The organism is Massilia sp. Root351 (genome assembly GCF_001425045.1).
In the GTDB taxonomy this organism is placed as follows: Bacteria; Pseudomonadota; Gammaproteobacteria; order Burkholderiales; family Burkholderiaceae_D; genus Rugamonas.
On the sequence record NZ_LMDJ01000004.1, the window covers coordinates 248837 to 265221 of the forward strand.

Annotated in this window: 17 protein-coding genes and 1 tRNA gene; 15 read left to right on the plus strand and 3 right to left on the minus strand. The window is 59.7% G+C overall.

Annotated elements, in window-relative coordinates; translation table 11 throughout:
• The first annotated feature begins 23 nt into the window (after positions 1-23).
• The 3 genes from ASD15_RS09245 to ASD15_RS33525 are packed head-to-tail and all read left to right on the plus strand — an operon-like array spanning position 24 to position 1518.
• Positions 24-413 carry a methylglyoxal synthase gene (locus tag ASD15_RS09245; protein ID WP_057154551.1) on the plus strand — a complete coding sequence of 130 codons (390 nt, stop codon included), beginning with the start codon at positions 24-26 and terminating at the stop codon, positions 411-413.
• A complete protein-coding gene (locus tag ASD15_RS09250; protein WP_057154552.1) occupies positions 410-1384 on the plus strand; it encodes a quinone oxidoreductase in 975 nt (324 codons plus the stop codon). The genes ASD15_RS09245 and ASD15_RS09250 overlap by 4 nt, the downstream gene beginning before the upstream one ends.
• A 5-nt stretch (positions 1385-1389) precedes the next feature.
• Positions 1390-1518 (plus strand): hypothetical protein, encoded by a 129-nt coding sequence (locus ASD15_RS33525; protein ID WP_267877825.1) that lies wholly within the window; start codon positions 1390-1392, stop codon positions 1516-1518.
• Positions 1519-1520: 2 nt separating this feature from the next.
• On the opposite strand, the gene ASD15_RS09255 is transcribed toward ASD15_RS33525, so the two are convergent.
• A complete protein-coding gene (locus ASD15_RS09255; RefSeq protein ID WP_057154553.1) occupies positions 1521-4295 on the minus strand; it encodes a pitrilysin family protein in 2775 nt (924 codons plus the stop codon).
• Positions 4296-4423: 128 nt separating this feature from the next.
• The gene (locus ASD15_RS09260; RefSeq protein ID WP_057154573.1) at positions 4424-5068 is read right to left on the minus strand and encodes a DUF4136 domain-containing protein; all 645 of its coding nucleotides are present in this window, start codon (positions 5066-5068) and stop codon (positions 4424-4426) included.
• Between the two features lie 207 nt (positions 5069-5275).
• On the opposite strand from ASD15_RS09260, the gene pepN reads away from it, so the two are divergent.
• The 4 genes from pepN (at position 5276) to ASD15_RS09280 (ending at position 10549) form a co-directional block, all read left to right on the plus strand.
• Complete coding sequence (gene pepN / locus ASD15_RS09265; RefSeq protein WP_057154554.1) at positions 5276-7933, plus strand: aminopeptidase N; 2658 nt, start codon at positions 5276-5278, stop codon at positions 7931-7933.
• A gap of 32 nt (positions 7934-7965) precedes the next feature.
• The gene (locus tag ASD15_RS09270) at positions 7966-8967 is read left to right on the plus strand and encodes a class 1 fructose-bisphosphatase (RefSeq protein ID WP_057154555.1); all 1002 of its coding nucleotides are present in this window, start codon (positions 7966-7968) and stop codon (positions 8965-8967) included.
• A 111-nt stretch (positions 8968-9078) separates the two neighbouring features.
• Positions 9079-9154, plus strand: a tRNA-Thr gene (locus ASD15_RS09275).
• 177 nt (positions 9155-9331) lie between these two features.
• On the plus strand, positions 9332-10549 hold the full coding sequence (locus ASD15_RS09280) for an integrase arm-type DNA-binding domain-containing protein (protein ID WP_057154556.1): 1218 nt from the start codon (positions 9332-9334) through the stop codon (positions 10547-10549).
• Between the two features lie 95 nt (positions 10550-10644).
• Here the strand turns inward: ASD15_RS09280 and ASD15_RS31610 are convergent, their stop codons facing one another.
• Positions 10645-10845: an AlpA family transcriptional regulator gene (locus ASD15_RS31610; RefSeq protein ID WP_082551701.1), complete on the minus strand. Its 201-nt coding sequence runs from the start codon at positions 10843-10845 to the stop codon at positions 10645-10647.
• 631 nt (positions 10846-11476) lie between these two features.
• Between ASD15_RS31610 and ASD15_RS09285 the strand changes: the two genes are divergently transcribed.
• The 8 genes from ASD15_RS09285 (at position 11477) to ASD15_RS32225 (ending at position 16058) form a co-directional block, all read left to right on the plus strand.
• Positions 11477-11977 (plus strand): DUF4375 domain-containing protein, encoded by a 501-nt coding sequence (locus tag ASD15_RS09285; protein WP_200953941.1) that lies wholly within the window; start codon positions 11477-11479, stop codon positions 11975-11977.
• A gap of 156 nt (positions 11978-12133) precedes the next feature.
• Complete coding sequence (locus ASD15_RS32890) at positions 12134-12517, plus strand: hypothetical protein (protein ID WP_082551702.1); 384 nt, start codon at positions 12134-12136, stop codon at positions 12515-12517.
• Positions 12518-12559: 42 nt separating this feature from the next.
• Positions 12560-13003, plus strand: a complete 444-nt coding sequence (locus ASD15_RS09290; protein WP_057154558.1) for a hypothetical protein — start codon at positions 12560-12562, stop codon at positions 13001-13003.
• 97 nt (positions 13004-13100) lie between these two features.
• Positions 13101-13307, plus strand: coding sequence for a CPCC family cysteine-rich protein (locus ASD15_RS31620; RefSeq protein WP_082551703.1), 207 nt, complete (start codon positions 13101-13103; stop codon positions 13305-13307).
• Positions 13308-13431: 124 nt separating this feature from the next.
• Complete coding sequence (locus tag ASD15_RS32215) at positions 13432-13701, plus strand: hypothetical protein (protein WP_157200870.1); 270 nt, start codon at positions 13432-13434, stop codon at positions 13699-13701.
• 170 nt (positions 13702-13871) lie between these two features.
• Complete coding sequence (locus ASD15_RS32220; protein ID WP_157200871.1) at positions 13872-14234, plus strand: hypothetical protein; 363 nt, start codon at positions 13872-13874, stop codon at positions 14232-14234.
• A gap of 7 nt (positions 14235-14241) precedes the next feature.
• Positions 14242-14571, plus strand: coding sequence for a hypothetical protein (locus tag ASD15_RS09295; protein ID WP_157200872.1), 330 nt, complete (start codon positions 14242-14244; stop codon positions 14569-14571).
• A 74-nt stretch (positions 14572-14645) separates the two neighbouring features.
• Positions 14646-16058 carry a hypothetical protein gene (locus tag ASD15_RS32225; RefSeq protein ID WP_157200873.1) on the plus strand — a complete coding sequence of 471 codons (1413 nt, stop codon included), beginning with the start codon at positions 14646-14648 and terminating at the stop codon, positions 16056-16058.
• The last annotated feature ends 327 nt before the right edge of the window (positions 16059-16385 follow it).

Genomic DNA, 16385 nt, shown 5'->3' on the forward strand with positions numbered 1-16385 from the left:
TCAACCCAACGATGGATGCCCTTATGAAACCCCGCATTGCCCTGATCGCCCACGACAAGAAAAAAGACGACATGATTAAGCTGGCCGGCGAGTATGTCGATTTCCTCAAGACCTGCACCCTGACCGCCACCGGCACCACCGGCGGCCGCCTGGTCAACGAGCTGGGCCTGACGGTGGACCGCAAGCACTCCGGCCCCTTCGGCGGCGACTTGCAGATCGGCTCCATGCTGGTGGAGGGCGGCATCGACGCGGTGATCTTCCTGCGCGATCCGATGACTCCGCAGCCGCACGAACCGGACATCAACGCGCTGGTCCGTTCGTGCGACGTGCACAATGTGGCGTGCGCTACCAATGTGACGACGGCGCACCTGGTCCTGTCCCAACTGCAGCTGCAAGCGAAGGAGACCCCATGAGCAAAGCGATACGCATGACCCGCACCGGCGGGCCGGAAGTGATGGAGTATGTGGACGTGAAGGTCGGCGCGCCCGCCCCCGGCGAGGCCACCGTGCGCCACGAGGCCATCGGCGTCAATTTCATCGATGTGTATTTCCGCACCGGCCTGTATCCGCAGCCGCTGCCGGCCGGCCTGGGCATGGAGGGCGCGGGCGTGGTGGAGGCGGTGGGCGAGGGCGTGACGGAGGTGAAGCCGGGCGACCGCGTGGTCTACGCCGGCCGCCCAAACGGCGCCTATGCGCAGGTGCGCAACATGCCGGCCGCGCAGCTGGTAGTGCTGCCCGATAAGATCGATTTCGAAACCGGCGCAGCCATGATGCTGCAGGGCTTGACGGTGCAGTATCTGCTCCACCGCACGGTGGCGCTGAAGGCCGGCGACACGGTGCTGTTTCACGCCGCGGCCGGCGGCGTGGGCCTGATCGCGTGCCAGTGGGCCAAGGTGCTGGGCGTGAACCTGATCGGCACCGTGGGCTCCGATGAGAAGGCGGCGCTGGCCATCGAGAACGGCGCGGCGCACGTCATCAACTACAACGCCGGGAACTTCACCGAGAAGGTGCGGGAGATCACCGGCGGCAAGGGCGTGTCGGTGGTGTACGACTCGATCGGCAAGGACACCTTCTTCGGTTCGCTCGACTGCCTGGCGCCGCTGGGCACCATGGTCAGCTTCGGCAACGCGTCCGGCCCGGTGCCGCCGTTCAGCCTGAACGAGCTGCAGTCGCGCGGCTCGCTGTTCGTCACGCGGCCCACGCTGATGTCGTACGCGGCCAAGCGCGAGGACCTGGAGGCGATGGCGAACTCGCTGTTCGGCGTGGTCGGCAGCGGCGAGGTGAAGATCGCCGTCAAGCAGCGCTATAATCTGGCCGATGTGGCGCAAGCCCACATCGACCTGGAGTCGCGCAAGACCACCGGCTCCTCCATCCTGCTGCCATGAGCGATATGAATCAAGAAGACCACACCAGCGACGACGACGGCAACCCTAAATTCGGGCGCCTGCTCGCCGTGCTGGTGGGCGCGGTGCTGGTGGTGGTGGCGGTTACCTTCGCCTCCGAGGCTTACTTCAGTTAGCCTTATTTGACGGGCGCGCCGTCGGCGTTCAGCACGCTGACTTCGCCCCAGTTCAGCGAACGCACCCCGGCCTCGATCTTGCGCAGGTCGCCAATCACGATCCACATCACTTCATCCGGCTTGATGAACTTGGCCGCCGCCTTGGCCAGCTGCTGTTCGTCGAGCGCGCGGGTGCGGCTGGCGTAGGTGCTCCAGTGGTCGTCCGGCAGGCCCAGGTTCAGGGTGGACAGCGCGGCATTCTCCAGCGACTGGATGGTTTCGAACCGGCCCGCCAGGCGCGCGGTGACGGTGCGCATGATGCTGGTGTACTCCTCGCCCGTGATGGGGCGCGCGCCGGCGATGTCCTTGATCTCCTTGGCCACTTCCAGCATGGCTTCCCTGGTCTTGTCGGTCTGCACCGGCGCCACCACGAAGAAGGGACGCTGGCCGCGCGTGGCCGGGATCTGGCTGCTGGTGCCGTAGCTCCAGTGCTTGTCCAGGCGCAGGTTGCGGTTCAGGCGCGCGGTGGCCATGCCGCCGAAGTTGGTCATCACCGGCTCCAGGGCCAGGTCTTCGGCCTGGCCCTGCGGCAGCGACATGTGCGCGGCCATGATGGTCGATTGCGGCGCGTCCGGTTTGTCGATCAGGAAGATGCGCTTGCCCTGCGTGGCCGACGCGGTCACCAGCGGCTTGGCCGGCGCCTTGCCCGCCTGCCATTTGCCGAACGAGGCTTCCAGCAGCGGTTTTACTTGCGCCAGCGTGGTGTCGCCGGTGACCACGATGGTGGCGCTGCCCGGCTTGAACCAGCCGGCGTGCCATTGCACCAGGTCTTCGCGGCTGATGCCGTTCACGCTCTGCTCGGAGCCGGACTGCGTGCGGCCATAGGCACTGTCTGCGCCGTACAGCACGGCCGGCATCACGCGCTGCGCCAGCACCGTGGGCTGGGCCTTTTCCTGCCCGATCTGCGCCAGGCGGCGCTGCTTGGCCAGCGCAACCTGGTCGGCCGGGAAGGACGGCGTGAGTGCCGCGTCGGCCAGCAGCTGCAGCGACGGCGCCAGGTTGGCGGTGGTGGACTGCAGGCGCGTGATCGACTGGTCCAGCGTGGTGCTGGTGGTGAGGCGGGTGCCCAGCGATTCGAGCGCGTCCGACAGCTGGAAGGCGTTGTGCTTGCGGGTGCCCTTGTCCAGCAGGTCCAGCGTCAGCGAGGCCAGGCCGGCCTTGTCCTTGCTGTCCGATGCGGCGCCCGCGTCGATCACCAGCGCGACGTTGACGATGGGCGCGGAGTGGCGCTCCATCAGCATCACGTTCACGCCGTTGGACAAGGTGGCGCGCTGGATGGCCGGGAACTTCACGTCCGGCGCGGCGCCCAGCGCCGGCAGCAGCTTGCGGTTCAGGCCCGACTTGGCTGCCGACAGCTTGGCGAATGGCTTGACCGTCATGGTGTAGTGGTTGGTGCGCAGCCACTGGTTGGCGCTGGCTTTCACGTCGGCCGGCGTGGCTTTGGCCATGATCTCCAGCTGGGCCAGGTGCGCGTCCGGCGTACCGCCGAAGGTCTGGTTCTCGGCCAGCAGGTTGGCGCGGCTGCCGATGCGTTCCATTTCGCGCGAGAAGTCGGCCAGGGTGCTGCTGCGCACGCGCGCCAGTTCCTCGGCGGTCGGGCCCTTGTCGAGCAGTTCCTTCATCACCGAATCGATTTCGCGTTCCACCTCGGCCTGGTCCGCGCCCGGCTTGAGCGTGGCGATGATCTGGAAGGTGCCGGCGATTTCGCCGCCGCGCGCAAAAGCGCTCACGCTGGTGGCCAGGCCCTTGTCATACACCAGGCGCTTGACCAGGCGCGAGCTCTTGGTGCTGGCCGCTACTTCGGCCAGCAGGCCGAGGTGCTGCTGCTGCGGGTCTTTCCACGCCGGCGCGTGCCAGGCGCGGTAGATGCGTACCTGCGGCACCTGGTCTTCCATCTCGTCGCGGATGTTGCGGTCCAGCGTGGGGATCCAGGTCTCGGTACGCGGCAGCGCCGGACCGGGCGCGATGCCGTCGAAGTACTTCTTCACCAGCTCCAGCGCGCGCTCGGGCGTGATGTCGCCGGCCAGCGTGATGACGGCGTTGTTCGGGCCGTAGTAGGTCTTGTACCATTCCTTGATGTCCTCCAGCGACGCGGCGTTCAGGTCGTCCATGCTGCCGATGGTGGTCCAGGAATAGGGATGGGAATACGGGTACATCTTGGCCGGCTGCTCCACGCGCACGCGGCCGTACGGCTGGTTTTCACCCTGGCGCTTTTCGTTCTGCACCACGCCGCGCTCGCGCTCGAGCATCTCTTTCGAAATGTAGTTGGCCAGGAAGCCCATGCGGTCCGCTTCCAGGTACAGCGTGCGTTCCAGCGCGGACACCGGCACGTCCTCGAAGAAGTTGGTGCGGTCGGTGTTGGTGGTGCCGTTGCGGTTGCTGGCGCCCAGGTCGTCCATCGCCTCGCGAAAGCCGTGCGGGTAGTTTTCGGAGCCGTTGAAGAAGAAGTGCTCGAACAGGTGGGCAAAGCCGGTCTTGCCGCGCTTCTCGTTGCGCGAACCAACGTGGTACCACATGTTGACGGCCACCACGGGCACGTTGTGGTCTTCGTGCACGATCAGCGTGAGCCCGTTTTGCAGCACGAACTTCTTGTAGTTCAGCGTGTAGGGCTTGAGGTCGATGGCCGGTGCAGCGGTGGCGGCCTTGGCGGCGCTGGCTGGCTTGGCCGCTTCAGCGGCGGCGGAGGGGAGGGTTTGCGCAAAGCAGAGCGCCAGCGCGAGCGCCAGTTTGGTCTTCATTCTTCACCTGTTGTAGTTTTAAATAAAAACATGCGCGATCGGGGTCGCCGTCGCGCATGCTGTATTTATTCTAACAAGGTGGTTTCAGGCGGCAAGCGGAGATTTGTAGCCGCCTGATACAAACGGGATCACTTCAACTCCAGCTCCACTTGCCGCACCTGGCCGTTCTGCGCCGGGAAGCCGGTGAAGGCGCTTTGCACCAGCGCCGGCATGATGAGCGGCGTCGATTGCTTGCGGCTGGTGTTTTGCACCGTCACGTCATACAGCTTCTGGCCGGTGACGGTGTTGATCGCCACGCGCAGCTGGCGCTCGTAATTGTGGCGGATGGTTTCGCGCATTTCCATCGGACCGTAGAAGAACGGGTCGTAGAACGGGCTGTAACCTGCCCAGCGCGAATAGCCCCAGTATGGACGGTAGAAGCCACGGCCGTAGTAGCCGCGGCCGAAGTAGGGGCCGGTCCAGAACGGGTCATATGCCTCCACCACGCGGGTGGGACGGTCGACGGTGCTGACGAACACGCCCACTTTGAGCTTGGCGCTGCTGCCGTCGGCAGCCTGGGTGAAGCCCAGCTTGCCCAGCTCCTGGCCCACCATGGCCTGGTAGGTGCGCAGTTCCAGCGTGTCGTCCGGGCTGCGCGGCTGGTCGAACACATAGGATTTGTCCTGCAAGTCCGCCGGCCAGGCCTGGAAGGTGGTGACGTCGCTACGGATGGTGGTGGCGCAACCGCTCAGCAGCAAACTGGCCGCCGCCACCAGAATGGCTAAAGATTTCATGGTCTTGCTCTCCTGCAATAAAAAACCAAACAATGGTCGCTTCATATAGTGTACGGCGGCAGCGAAAGTTGCGCTTAACTATTACAGAATGTTACGGCGCCCGGAACAGGAGCAACAAGCGGCGGAAAAGAAACGGCGGGAAAGCGCGCGTCCTCCAGCCCGGTGTTGGTAAAATAGCTTTTTCCCCTAGTCCGATCGAATTCCCCCATGCGCACCGACAGCCCACAGACGATCTTCCGTAAAGACTATACCCCTCCCAGCTACCTGGTGCACACCGTGGAACTGGGCTTCGACCTGGACCCGGCCCGCACCATCGTGGCCAACCGTGTCACGCTGAGCCGCAACCCGGCCAGCAAGAGCAAGGATATTGTCCTGCACGGCGAGGAAATCGATCTGGTGGCGCTGCGCATGAACGGCAAGACCCTGCAGCCGGGCCAGTACCTGCTGGGTTCCCATTCGCTGACCATCCCGAAAGCGCCGGCCGAGGTCACGCTGGAAATCGAAACCCTGTGCGCGCCGGAGCTGAACACCACGCTGTCCGGCCTGTACGTGTCGAACGGCAGCTTCTACACCCAGTGCGAAGCCGAAGGCTTCCGCCGCATCACCTACTTCCCGGACCGCCCGGACGTGATGGCCAAGTACACCGTGATGCTGCGCGCCGACAAGCAGCGCTACCCGGTGCTGCTGTCCAACGGCAACCTGCTGGAGCAGGGCGACCTGGACGACGGCCGCCACTACGCCAAGTGGGAAGACCCGTTCAAAAAACCGTCCTACCTGTTCGCGCTGGTGGCCGCGCGCCTGGTGTGCCAGGAAGAGACCTACACGCTGAAATCCGGCCGCGAAGTGCTGCTGCAGGTGTGGGTGGAAGAGGGCAACCTGGACAAGACCGACTACGCCATGCAGTCGCTGAAGAACTCCATCCGCTGGGACGAGGAGCGCTTTGGCCTGGAGCTGGACCTGGACCGCTTCATGATCGTCGCCGTGGGCGACTTCAACATGGGCGCCATGGAAAACAAGGGCCTGAACATTTTCAACACCAAGTTCGTGCTGGCCAATTCGCGCGTGGCCACCGACATCGACTACGCCGGCATCGAAGCCGTGGTGGGCCACGAGTACTTCCACAACTGGACCGGCAACCGCGTGACCTGCCGCGACTGGTTCCAGCTGTCGCTCAAGGAAGGCCTGACGGTGTTCCGCGACCAGGAATTCTCCGCCGACATGATAGGCACGGCCAGCGGCCGCGCCGTCACCCGCATCGACCAGGTGCGCACCTTGCGCCAGGCGCAGTTCCCGGAAGACGCCGGCCCGATGGCGCACCCTGTGCGTCCGGATTCCTTCGTCGAGATCAACAACTTCTACACCGTCACCGTGTACGAAAAAGGCGCCGAAGTGGTGCGCATGTACCAGACCTTGCTGGGCCGCGAAGGCTTCCGCAAGGGCATGGACCTGTACTTCGAGCGCCATGACGGCCAGGCCGTGCAATGCGACGACTTCCGCGCCGCCATGGCCGACGCCAACGGCCGCGACCTGAGCCAGTTCGAGCGCTGGTACAGCCAGGCCGGCACCCCCATCGTGACCGCCAGCACGCGCTACGACGCGGACGCGCAGACCTACGACATCACGCTGAGCCAGCGCTGCCCGGACACCCCGGGCCAGACCGCCAAGCTGCCTTTCCACATTCCGGTGGCCGTGGGCCTGCTGGACGCGGAAGGCAATGACATGGCGGTAGCGCTGGACGGCGAGATGGTGGGCGCCAAGGCGGGCGGAACCACGGCCGTGCTGGAACTGAAGGAAGCCGAGCAGACCTTCCGCTTTACCAATGTGCGCGAAGAGCCGGTGCCGTCCATCCTGCGCGATTTCTCCGCGCCCATCGTGCTGGAATACCCGTACACGGACGCCGAACTGCTGCACCTGTTCCGCTATGACAGCGACGCCGTGAACCGCTGGGAAGCCGGCCAGCGCCTGGGCATGGAGCGCCTGCTCAAGCTGACGGCGGCCGTGGCCGCCGGCGCCACGCTGGAACTGGACGCCACCTTCATCGAAGCGCAGCGCGCCATCCTGGTGGACGAGTCGCTGGACGCGGCCTTCCGCGAACTGGCGCTGGTGCTGCCGTCCGAAACCATCATCGCCGAGCAGATGGACGTGGTGGATCCGCACGCCATCCACGCCGCGCGCCAGTTCATGCGCCGCACCATCGCGCGCGAACTCGCGCCTGAGCTGCTGGCGCAATACCAGGCCAACCAGACACCCGGCCCCTACAGCCCGGACGCGCAATCGGCCGGCAAGCGCGGCCTGAAAAACCTGGCGCTGGCCTATCTGCTGATCGATCCCGGCACCGCCGAACTGAAGCTCGCGCAGCAGCAGTTCGAGCAAGCCACCAACATGACCGACCGCGCCGCCGCGCTGGTCGCGCTGATCCACAGCGGCGAGGACGCGCGCAGCTATCTGCAAAGCTTCTACAACGACTTCTCCAACGAAGCGCTGGTGGTGGACAAGTGGTTCGCCATGCAGGCCGCCGCCCCCAACACCGACGTGGCGGCAGTGCGCAAGCTGATGCAGCACCCGGCCTTCACCCTGAAGAACCCGAACCGCGCGCGCAGCCTGATCTTCAGCTTCTGTAACGCCAACCCTTCGCAGTTCCACGCCAGGGACGGCAGCGCCTACGAATTCTGGGCCGAGCACGTGATCGCGCTGGACGCGCTGAATCCGCAAGTGGCCGCCCGCCTGGCGCGCAGCATGGACCGCTGGCGCCGTTACGCGCCCGCGCTGCAGGAGCAGATGCGCCGTGCGCTGGAACAGGTCGCGCGCGCCACGCCGCTGTCGAACGACGTGATGGAAGTCGTCAGCAAAGCACTCGCCAACTAATTTTTGAATCTGCAAACACCACAAGGAAAACGATGAAACGCATCAGCCTGACCCAGTACCTGGTCGAAGAACAGCGCCTCCACAACACCATCCCGGCCGAACTGCGCCTGCTGATCGAAGTGGTGGCGCGCTCCTGCAAAACCATCTCGCACAGCGTCGGCAAGGGCGCGCTGGGCGACGTGCTGGGCGCGCTGGAAACCGAGAACGTGCAGGGCGAAGTGCAGAAGAAGCTGGACGTGATCTCCAACGAGATCCTGCTGGAAGCGAATGAGTGGGGCGGCCACCTGGCGGCCATGGCGTCGGAAGAAATGGAAACCATTCACCCGATTCCGAACCGCTACCCGATGGGCGAATACCTGCTGGTGTTCGACCCGCTGGACGGCTCTTCCAACATCGACGTGAACGTCTCCATCGGCACCATTTTCTCGGTGCTGAAAGCGCCGGAAGGCATGGTCACGCCGTCCGAGCAGGACTTCCTGCAGCCGGGCGCGCAGCAGGTGGCGGCCGGCTACGCCGTCTACGGCCCGCAGACGCAGCTGGTGCTGACCACCGGCCACGGCGTGAACTGCTTCACGCTGGACCGCGAAATGGGTTCCTGGGTGCTGACCCAGCGCGGCATGCAGATTCCGCCCACCACCAAGGAATTCGCCATCAACATGTCGAACTCGCGCCACTGGCACGCCCCGGTGCAGCGCTATGTGAACGAGCTGCTGGCCGGCGACACCGGTCCGCGCGCCAAGAACTTCAACATGCGCTGGATCGCATCCATGGTGGCCGACGTGCACCGCATCCTGAACCGCGGCGGCATCTTCATGTACCCTGCCGACATGCGCGACACTTCGATGCCCGGCAAGCTGCGCCTGATGTACGAAGCGAACCCGATGGCCTTCATCGTGGAGCAGGCAGGCGGCGCGGCCACCGACGGCAAGCAGCGCATCATGGATATCCAGCCGCACAAGCTGCACCAGCGCGTGCCGGTGTTCCTGGGCTCGCGCGACGAAGTGGCGGTGGTGACCGGCTACCACGCCGAGTGATTTATCGCTTAAAACGAAAAAGCACTAGCGCATCTGGACGGTTTATTGTTAGAATGCGAGCCTCTTTCGCCGTAGCCGGTACGCACCGCTACAGGCGCTAGGTAAGGTTTCGCCGCTGTAGCTCAGTCGGTAGAGCAGCGCATTCGTAATGCGAAGGTCACCAGTTCGATTCCGGTCAGCGGCACCAGTAGTTAGTATTAAGCAGCACCAAGAAGTATCAAAAACCCGCCTCTCTCATAGGGAGCGCGGGTTTTTTGTTGTCTCGGGCAGTCTGTCGGCGTAGCATGAAAGCTCAAGGAAATACCGGCAGTTTTGACGGTATCTCCGGCAATCGCGGAAACGAGATACCGTCAAGGAGGCAGCCATGGCGCTCACCGATACTTTCATCCGGAAGGCCAAACCCAGCAGCGCGGCGGGCGACAAGCACGCCGATGGCGGCGGCATGTATTTGCTGGTGAAGGACAGTGGCAAGTACTGGCGCATGGACTACCGCTTCCTCGGCAAACGCAAGACACTGGCGCTGGGCGTCTACCCGGCAGTGTCGCTGGCAAGCGCCCGCAAACGGCGCGACGAGGCCCGCACCTTGCTGGCCGAGGGCATAGACCCGAGTCAGGCCAAGCAGGAAGGCAAGTACGCCAGGACCGCCGCCGCCGCACAAACCTTTGAAGTGGTTGCCAATCAGTGGCTTCTGAAAGTCGCGCCTAGCCGTACAGCCAGCACGCAAGACAAGATCAAGGGCTGGCTCGACAAGAATGTCTTCCCCGTTATCGGCAGCAAGCCGATTGCCGCTATCAAGCCTCGCGACGTGCTGGCCGCCGTGCAAAAAATGGAAGCGCGAGGCGCCGTGGAGTCCGCCCACCGGGTCAAACAAGTCTGCGGCCAGATCTTCCGGTTCGCGGTGGCGCTCGACCTGGTGGAGCGCGATATCACCGCCGACTTGCGTGGCGCCCTCGCGCCGACGGTGAAAGGAAATTTCGCTGCGATCACGGAGCCGAAGCAGGTAGGGGCGCTGATGCGCGCCATTTACGACTACCACGGCTTTCCAGCGGCCGTGGCAGCGCTCAAACTGGCACCGTTGGTGTTTGTGCGTCCTGGTGAACTGAGGGCCGCAGAGTGGGCGGAAATCGATCTGGACGCGGCAGAGTGGCGGATACCTGCGGCCAAGATGAAAATGAAGGTCGAGCACCTTGTTCCGCTCAGCACTCAGGCAGTGGACATATTGCGCGCACTGCACCCCATCACCGGCGACGGGCAGTATGTCTTCCCCAGCCTGCGCAGCAAAGCCTGCATGAGCGAGAACACAATCAACGCGGCCTTGCGCTATATGGGTTACGGCAAAGAGGTCATGACCGGGCGTGGCTTCCGCGCCATGGCGAGAACCATCCTCGATGAAGTGCTCGGCGAGCGCCCTGACCTGATCGAGCACCAGCTTGCCCACACAGTGCGTGATCCATTGGGGCGCGCGTACAACCGCACCTCGCATCTGCCCGCCAGGCGCGAAATGATGCAGCGGTGGGCGGACTATCTGGATAAGCTGCGGGTTGGTGCCGAGGTGGTATCACTTCACGGCACCGGACGATAGGAACCGGTAAGCGAAATGGGGCCGGCCAGCCTTGCCGTCCGGCCCCGTTTCCCTTCCTTGCGATGGATAAGACCCAGGAAAGCTGTCAGAAACGATCAGGCGATGTTGCGGCTGGCGTTAATGCAGCGCTCCTGCCATTGCGCGATTTCAGCCGCATCCCAGGCCACTGACTTCGGCCCGATCGGAATTGGCGCTGGCAGAACGCCATCCTTCACTTTCCGCCAGACAGTGGCGCGAGACCATCCGGTGGCTTCGATCACCGCAGGCAGGCGCAGGAATTTTCTGGGTGTGATCATAGCGTGCTCCTTCACTTTGTGCGCATTAAAGGGGATGGGAAGTTGTGCCGACTGCGGGGGACAGTCCGTGGCGCTTCGATGAAGAGGCTCTTTGTTCGCGCCAAGGGCTAGGGGCTGCGAGGGCAAGCAGAGCTAATCGACTTAAAAATTTGCTGTGGGGCTCAGCGCGGTTCGCCTGTGCAACTGCGCTGGATGTCCGCACAATCTGAATGTTCAACCAGGGTGACGCTTGAAGGCTTGCCCACTTCTGCAGGGCCAGCTGCTGCCACTGCAATGTAGACGGCGTGGTAGCAGGTGTCAAACGGCGTGCACCGTATTTCCACGAACGGGCATCTCGCGCTTCTGGGTATCTGTGAACTTATGCAAGCCGTAGCTTGCTTCGAACGAACAATGGTGGCATGTGAGAATGTGTGAGTTTTTCCAATTAGCAACCTGATATGCTGCACCATTGGCCGTACCATTGGCTGCATCCGGCCAATATCGGACACTCAGATAACTCGCCGCCGCCCTTACCAATTCCAGAAATCAGATGAAAATTCCATGCTCGAGTTGCCAAGCTTTAATCATGACGGAGACCGCCGCGCGAACTGGCGGGCTGTGCATGCCTTGCAAGTCCGGGACACGCGCGGATATGGAAGCGTCCAAACTCGCTGCGAAGAGAGAGCGCGAACTTGATGCGACCGACCCATTTCGCATTTATTGGCGTGAGCTAGTTGATAGGGTGCACGGGCCATCTGCTGGCTACAGTGAATTGTCAGACTCGGAATGGCAATACTGGGCTGTCGGATGCGTAAGCGGCGAAGTTTACAACGGTGGCTTCCATCAGTATTTTCACAACAGTTCCGGAGCCACCTATTCGGCTGCGCTGGACGGTTTCAAAGCCATGGGTGCTTTGAAAAGTCTGCTTCTGCTGCAGAAAGCAAAGCAGATGATTTTCGGATTCGCGGATGTACCAGAAGACTCTTGTGCCCGGCGAACGATGCTTGTCGCTGCCGAGAGCGATTCGCTTTGGCAGCGATTGGACGAACTTGATAAGCAATTCTGGGAAGACCCGGACAATCTGGCCGTGCTAAGCGAGCAATTTGCTATTAGCTGTAATCTTGTAAAGCTCGCCGGTAGCAATGTGACCTGAACATAGCTGCGAAAGGCGGCTTCTTTGCGGCCGCGACGGAGCTGACCATCTTCAACTCGCCGTCGAGTACAATCGACAGAGTTCGGCCAGAAGCAGCCGTTCGCCCTACGGCTACAACCGGCCAGAAGCAGACGCAGCCATAAAAGGAACGAAGTAATGGATTGGGCACCGATTTCAGAAGTTGACTTATGGGACCTAGTGAGTAAGGCAGAGGCAAGGATGTCGCCCCAGCTTTTTCGCCTGTGGCAGGCAATCAAAATAACTCCGCAGAAATGGAGTGAACAATCGTTCGGAAAAGCAGGCGGTGGATTTTGGGTTGTGGCTCTAGTTGGAAAGAATGTCATCTGGTACAACGATATTGAAGAGGGATTTAATCGCTCCTCATATCGACACCTCGGCGAGATTGCTGCATATTTCTGCAACCAAGATGAGTTGGAGGTCGCTGTTCAAGATGTACTGACGCTCATCGAAACCGGAATCGACTTCACTCCACGCCGTAGCGCGCCCGTTGCTGGAGTCTATCCGCCGCATAGCGGCTAACGGCCACAAGCGGACCTTTCCATGTACGTGAGAATTGAACCAATGAGACCTGTATTCGATACATCTCCTTATTTATGGGCTGACGACGGCTCTCTCCGGGACGTCTACATCCAACAGATGGGGTCAAAGCAGTGGGAACGGTTCGATTCACTGGTCCGCAAGTATGAGCTTTCATACAGCTTTGATGGTGACCACGCCCAGTTCCCAGGAAGCCAAGCTCTTTTTGCTAATCGAGAGGGCAGTCATCTGCTGTCGGTGATGCTCGGCCAAGTAAGCGTCAATTGCCATTTCTTCGTTGACTGGCAGCTCGAGCTTGATATATCACCGCGAGAAATTTCTGGGCCTATTGAGCATGACGCTGTTCTCGACTTCGTGGAACAGCTGTCAGAAGAATTAGAGCTGTCTGCGGACATTACACCGGAAAATAGCGAGACCACGCCATTCATGACGTATTCACCTACAACCCATTCTTGGACGCTACACTAATGCTTAAGGATGGCTGGCAGTTTCCGGCCATTAGCGGACAGCTTTTACCGTCGCTAGCGCAGTACTACCTCGTAGCCTTTTCATATGGAACAAGTTTATGCACGATACATTTCTTCCGTGTCCCTGTTGTGGCTCCAAGGTAATCGACGAACCGGGAGCATATGAAATCTGTGAGATATGTCATTGGGAAGATGACCCGGTACAGTCAAGCAATCCGGCCTATGCTGGTGGAGCAAACAAAGGTAGCCTGCTGGATGCGCGCTCTGCTTGGGCCAAGCAGAACTTAAACAATGTGATTGATTGAAGTTTCGGTTTTTGAACTGCTGCGCTCGGCCAGAAACGCGTTCGGCCCGTATACTGTGGTTCGAAGACTAGAATCCCGAAAAGCGCCTACCACCTTTTTCACAGAACTTCTTACAAACCGCCACATGTCTAATCCAACATTAGTTGCAAGAATCGCAGGTGGACTAGAGGATGTTCAGTTAGGAAAGATTGCTGCCTCTACGTTTGCCGAAATCGTTCGAAACAATGGACGTGCTCTGGAGGCGATGCCGTATGACCTTATCAAAGAAATGGAGAACCTCGCTCATGATTTCGATATTGCGCAATGGTATGACGAGGACGGTTGTTTGCCAGAGCTGGAGTCAGTTCTAGTTCGAACGCAAGCATGGCTCGCCATGCTGCCGCAGGATGCCTGACGCTACAGATAACAACCGCAAAAGCTCCTCGGTGGGGCCGCTTCAGTCTGCTCGTGACAATTCGTGTATTTTGCACATGAGCATGATGCTATCCTGACTGGTGCCGGCCGAGTTCGGCCAGGACCGGCCGCTCAACCTTGCGCCAAGTTTTATAGAAAGGAGATTTCGCAATGCCGTTGAATCATCCAGGAGAAGTTGAGCATTACGCATTTTTCAGCGCGCACTTGGGCCCACGATTTCAGTCGGCGGGTTTGCGAATACAGTTCCATTACAACCAAGAGCCAGGGATACATTTCATTGTCCAGCCGCCAGAAGAGTACGCTGATGCGATTATGAAGGGCCTGAGTCACGGGCTTACTCGTTACTTCCCGAATTTTCCAGATTCTGGCAGTGTGTGGGTTAAAGAAGTTACCGTGCATGATGTAGATTCGTCTCAGGCAGCTTTTTATCGCGTAGGTCTACTGGTCATGAGTCAAGCGTTTGCTTTGGTGGAAATCGCCGAATCAGGTGCACGGATGACGGGCGTGGTTTAGAGATGAGTTGGCTCATTTCGGCCAGGAGTTGCCGGTATGCATCGGCGGTTTTGTTAAGGAAGACATGAAACAGGTTTTACCCTATATTCAAATTGGGATGCACAATGATGAGCATGTCGTCGTCGTTGTGGGCGATTATGAGTTGTCTGATTTCGTTGAGGACTATCTCGGTGACGCCTGCGACTTGCCTTACGATTACCGGACTACGGCCGAACGGCAAGGCGGCGAAATAATCACCTTACACTTCCCTACGTCTGCTCGATTGCAGGAAATAGAGGACAGCCTTAGAAAGCTATCTGCAAGCGAGGTTGAAGATATCTACCGCCTCAGCAATTAGACGAGGCCGACAAGTACCGGCCAGCTACAGGCATTTGATATAAACCTATTGGCGCAGCTCGCGCCGTACCTTAGATGAAAATTTTTCGTTTCTTGTTCGGTCAAAAGAATGAACCAATTGCTTCCACCGAAAGCCATGCAGAACATCGATATCCGCCTGATCGATATGTTGCTGGACGAATTCAAGAAGCTAGATCCGCTAATAATGTTGAAGAATTGCGGACGCTGGCACGTGATTACTCCGGATATGTTCGTGAAGCAGCGATAGCACGGTGCGTTGAGCTAGCTTTGCCGGAGCTATTCGCGCTTGTTGCTGAACGTTTAAATGATTGGGTACCTCAAGTACGTCACTTGGCGCGGAAGGCCCTGGTGACGATGCTCCCCTTTGTACCTTCAAGTCAGGTTCTGTCAACGCTTCCAGCAATTCTACTGGTGCACAGCTCGGGTAGGGATGAATACTCGAGGTGGCTCAATGCTTTCGAAATGGCGGTGACGGAAACAATTCCGGTTGAAGAACTCATTTCGAATGCGGAAGGTAAGAGTATCAAAACAGCACGGGCGTGCATTCACCTGCTCAAGAGGCACAGTTTGTTGGGTACCGTCGAGCTATTCGACTTAATCCTAAGACGCAATGACGATATAGTTCTTGCCAATCTCGCGATGCAATACTGCGCGGAACTGCCGAGAGATGAACAACTTGCCCAATACAAGGCCGCTAGCCGCTCGCACTTCGGTTCTGTTCGCACTATTGCCCTTAAAAAGGTATTGGAAGAAAGTGGTGTCAATGGCCGCCAGTTTGCGAATGCGGCTTTAGACGATCCTCAATCATCCGTCCGTTTTGTGGCGGTGAGTTTTCTTCGTTCTCAGGGAATAGACGTAAGAGCGCGATATCACGAGTTACTCGATACGAAAAATTTAAAGGCGCGAAAACTGAGGATTCTAGTGACTGCGCTTGCCAGCCTTCAAAATGTCGCTGACATACCGCTCATCCAATCGTTTTGCACGAGCTCAGACATATCAGTTCGGCGGGCGGCATTCAATTCTTGGCACAAATTGGCTCCTCAAGCTAAGGACGAAATCGCTCTATGCGCTTTGCAGGACACCGCTCGTGGAGTTCGGAGGTTTTCCTATCAACTCGTTTGCAGATATGGTGCGTACATTCCATTTTCAAGAATCGAAGAAATTCTTTCGCGTTTCGGGGACCTGCAAATGTTACTGATGTTTGCCGAGCGTGAAAAGTGGAGATGGATCGAATGCATCTTGAAATTTAGCCGAGACCTGAATAAGGAAGAATCAGATGCGCTTGGCCTTGGAGAATCGTTGGGGCGATGGTTCGTGTTTTCAGTTCGATCCTTTGAACGTCCCAGTGAGGAGCAAGCCCGGTTTCTTACATCTCCCACCGCGTTAGCCAATTTACACAGGTTGATGCCAAATGGACGTCAGCGGATAGATTTAATCGGCGAAGAAATCAAGGCATTTTATCATTGAATGGCCTTTTTCTGACCGTGCCTAAATCTCTAGTCGCCTCCCAATATTGTCCTCGAGTGATGGTCAAACAAATGATCCGCCACTTACGAAGTTCCGCAAGGTGGCGACCGGCGGCTTTGGGGCGCAAACAGACTGTCGTTTAATCTGTTACCGCTAGGGAGCCGCTGAATTATTCCTCAGCGGCTGAATCTGCGGCGATCTGAACCTGAGACAATACGACATTGTCCATCACTGCTCAGCCGATCATGCAACGAAGCTTTTCCGACCTTGAGTGCTTTTTTTAAGTCAAAGGACATCGATGACATCTATGAATTGTTGAGCGCGCGG

Bases quoted from the DNA above. Each gene is read 5' to 3' on its own strand.
- ASD15_RS09250 (WP_057154552.1), top strand. From the start codon at position 410: ATGAGCAAAGCGATACGCATGACCCGCACCGGCGGGCCGGAAGTGATG.
- ASD15_RS31620 (WP_082551703.1), top strand. From the start codon at position 13,101: ATGCACGATACATTTCTTCCGTGTCCCTGTTGTGGCTCCAAGGTAATC.
- ASD15_RS09280 (WP_057154556.1), top strand. From the start codon at position 9,332: ATGGCGCTCACCGATACTTTCATCCGGAAGGCCAAACCCAGCAGCGCG.
- ASD15_RS32225 (WP_157200873.1), top strand. From the start codon at position 14,646: ATGAAAATTTTTCGTTTCTTGTTCGGTCAAAAGAATGAACCAATTGCT.
- ASD15_RS09245 (WP_057154551.1), top strand. From the start codon at position 24: ATGAAACCCCGCATTGCCCTGATCGCCCACGACAAGAAAAAAGACGAC.
- ASD15_RS32890 (WP_082551702.1), top strand. From the start codon at position 12,134: ATGGATTGGGCACCGATTTCAGAAGTTGACTTATGGGACCTAGTGAGT.
- ASD15_RS09270 (WP_057154555.1), top strand. From the start codon at position 7,966: ATGAAACGCATCAGCCTGACCCAGTACCTGGTCGAAGAACAGCGCCTC.
- pepN (WP_057154554.1), top strand. From the start codon at position 5,276: ATGCGCACCGACAGCCCACAGACGATCTTCCGTAAAGACTATACCCCT.
- ASD15_RS32215 (WP_157200870.1), top strand. From the start codon at position 13,432: ATGTCTAATCCAACATTAGTTGCAAGAATCGCAGGTGGACTAGAGGAT.
- ASD15_RS33525 (WP_267877825.1), top strand. From the start codon at position 1,390: ATGAATCAAGAAGACCACACCAGCGACGACGACGGCAACCCTAAATTC.
- ASD15_RS32220 (WP_157200871.1), top strand. From the start codon at position 13,872: ATGCCGTTGAATCATCCAGGAGAAGTTGAGCATTACGCATTTTTCAGC.
- ASD15_RS09260 (WP_057154573.1), bottom strand. From the start codon at position 5,068: ATGAAATCTTTAGCCATTCTGGTGGCGGCGGCCAGTTTGCTGCTGAGC.
- ASD15_RS31610 (WP_082551701.1), bottom strand. From the start codon at position 10,845: ATGATCACACCCAGAAAATTCCTGCGCCTGCCTGCGGTGATCGAAGCC.
- ASD15_RS09255 (WP_057154553.1), bottom strand. From the start codon at position 4,295: ATGAAGACCAAACTGGCGCTCGCGCTGGCGCTCTGCTTTGCGCAAACC.
- ASD15_RS09285 (WP_200953941.1), top strand. From the start codon at position 11,477: ATGGAAGCGTCCAAACTCGCTGCGAAGAGAGAGCGCGAACTTGATGCG.
- ASD15_RS09290 (WP_057154558.1), top strand. From the start codon at position 12,560: ATGAGACCTGTATTCGATACATCTCCTTATTTATGGGCTGACGACGGC.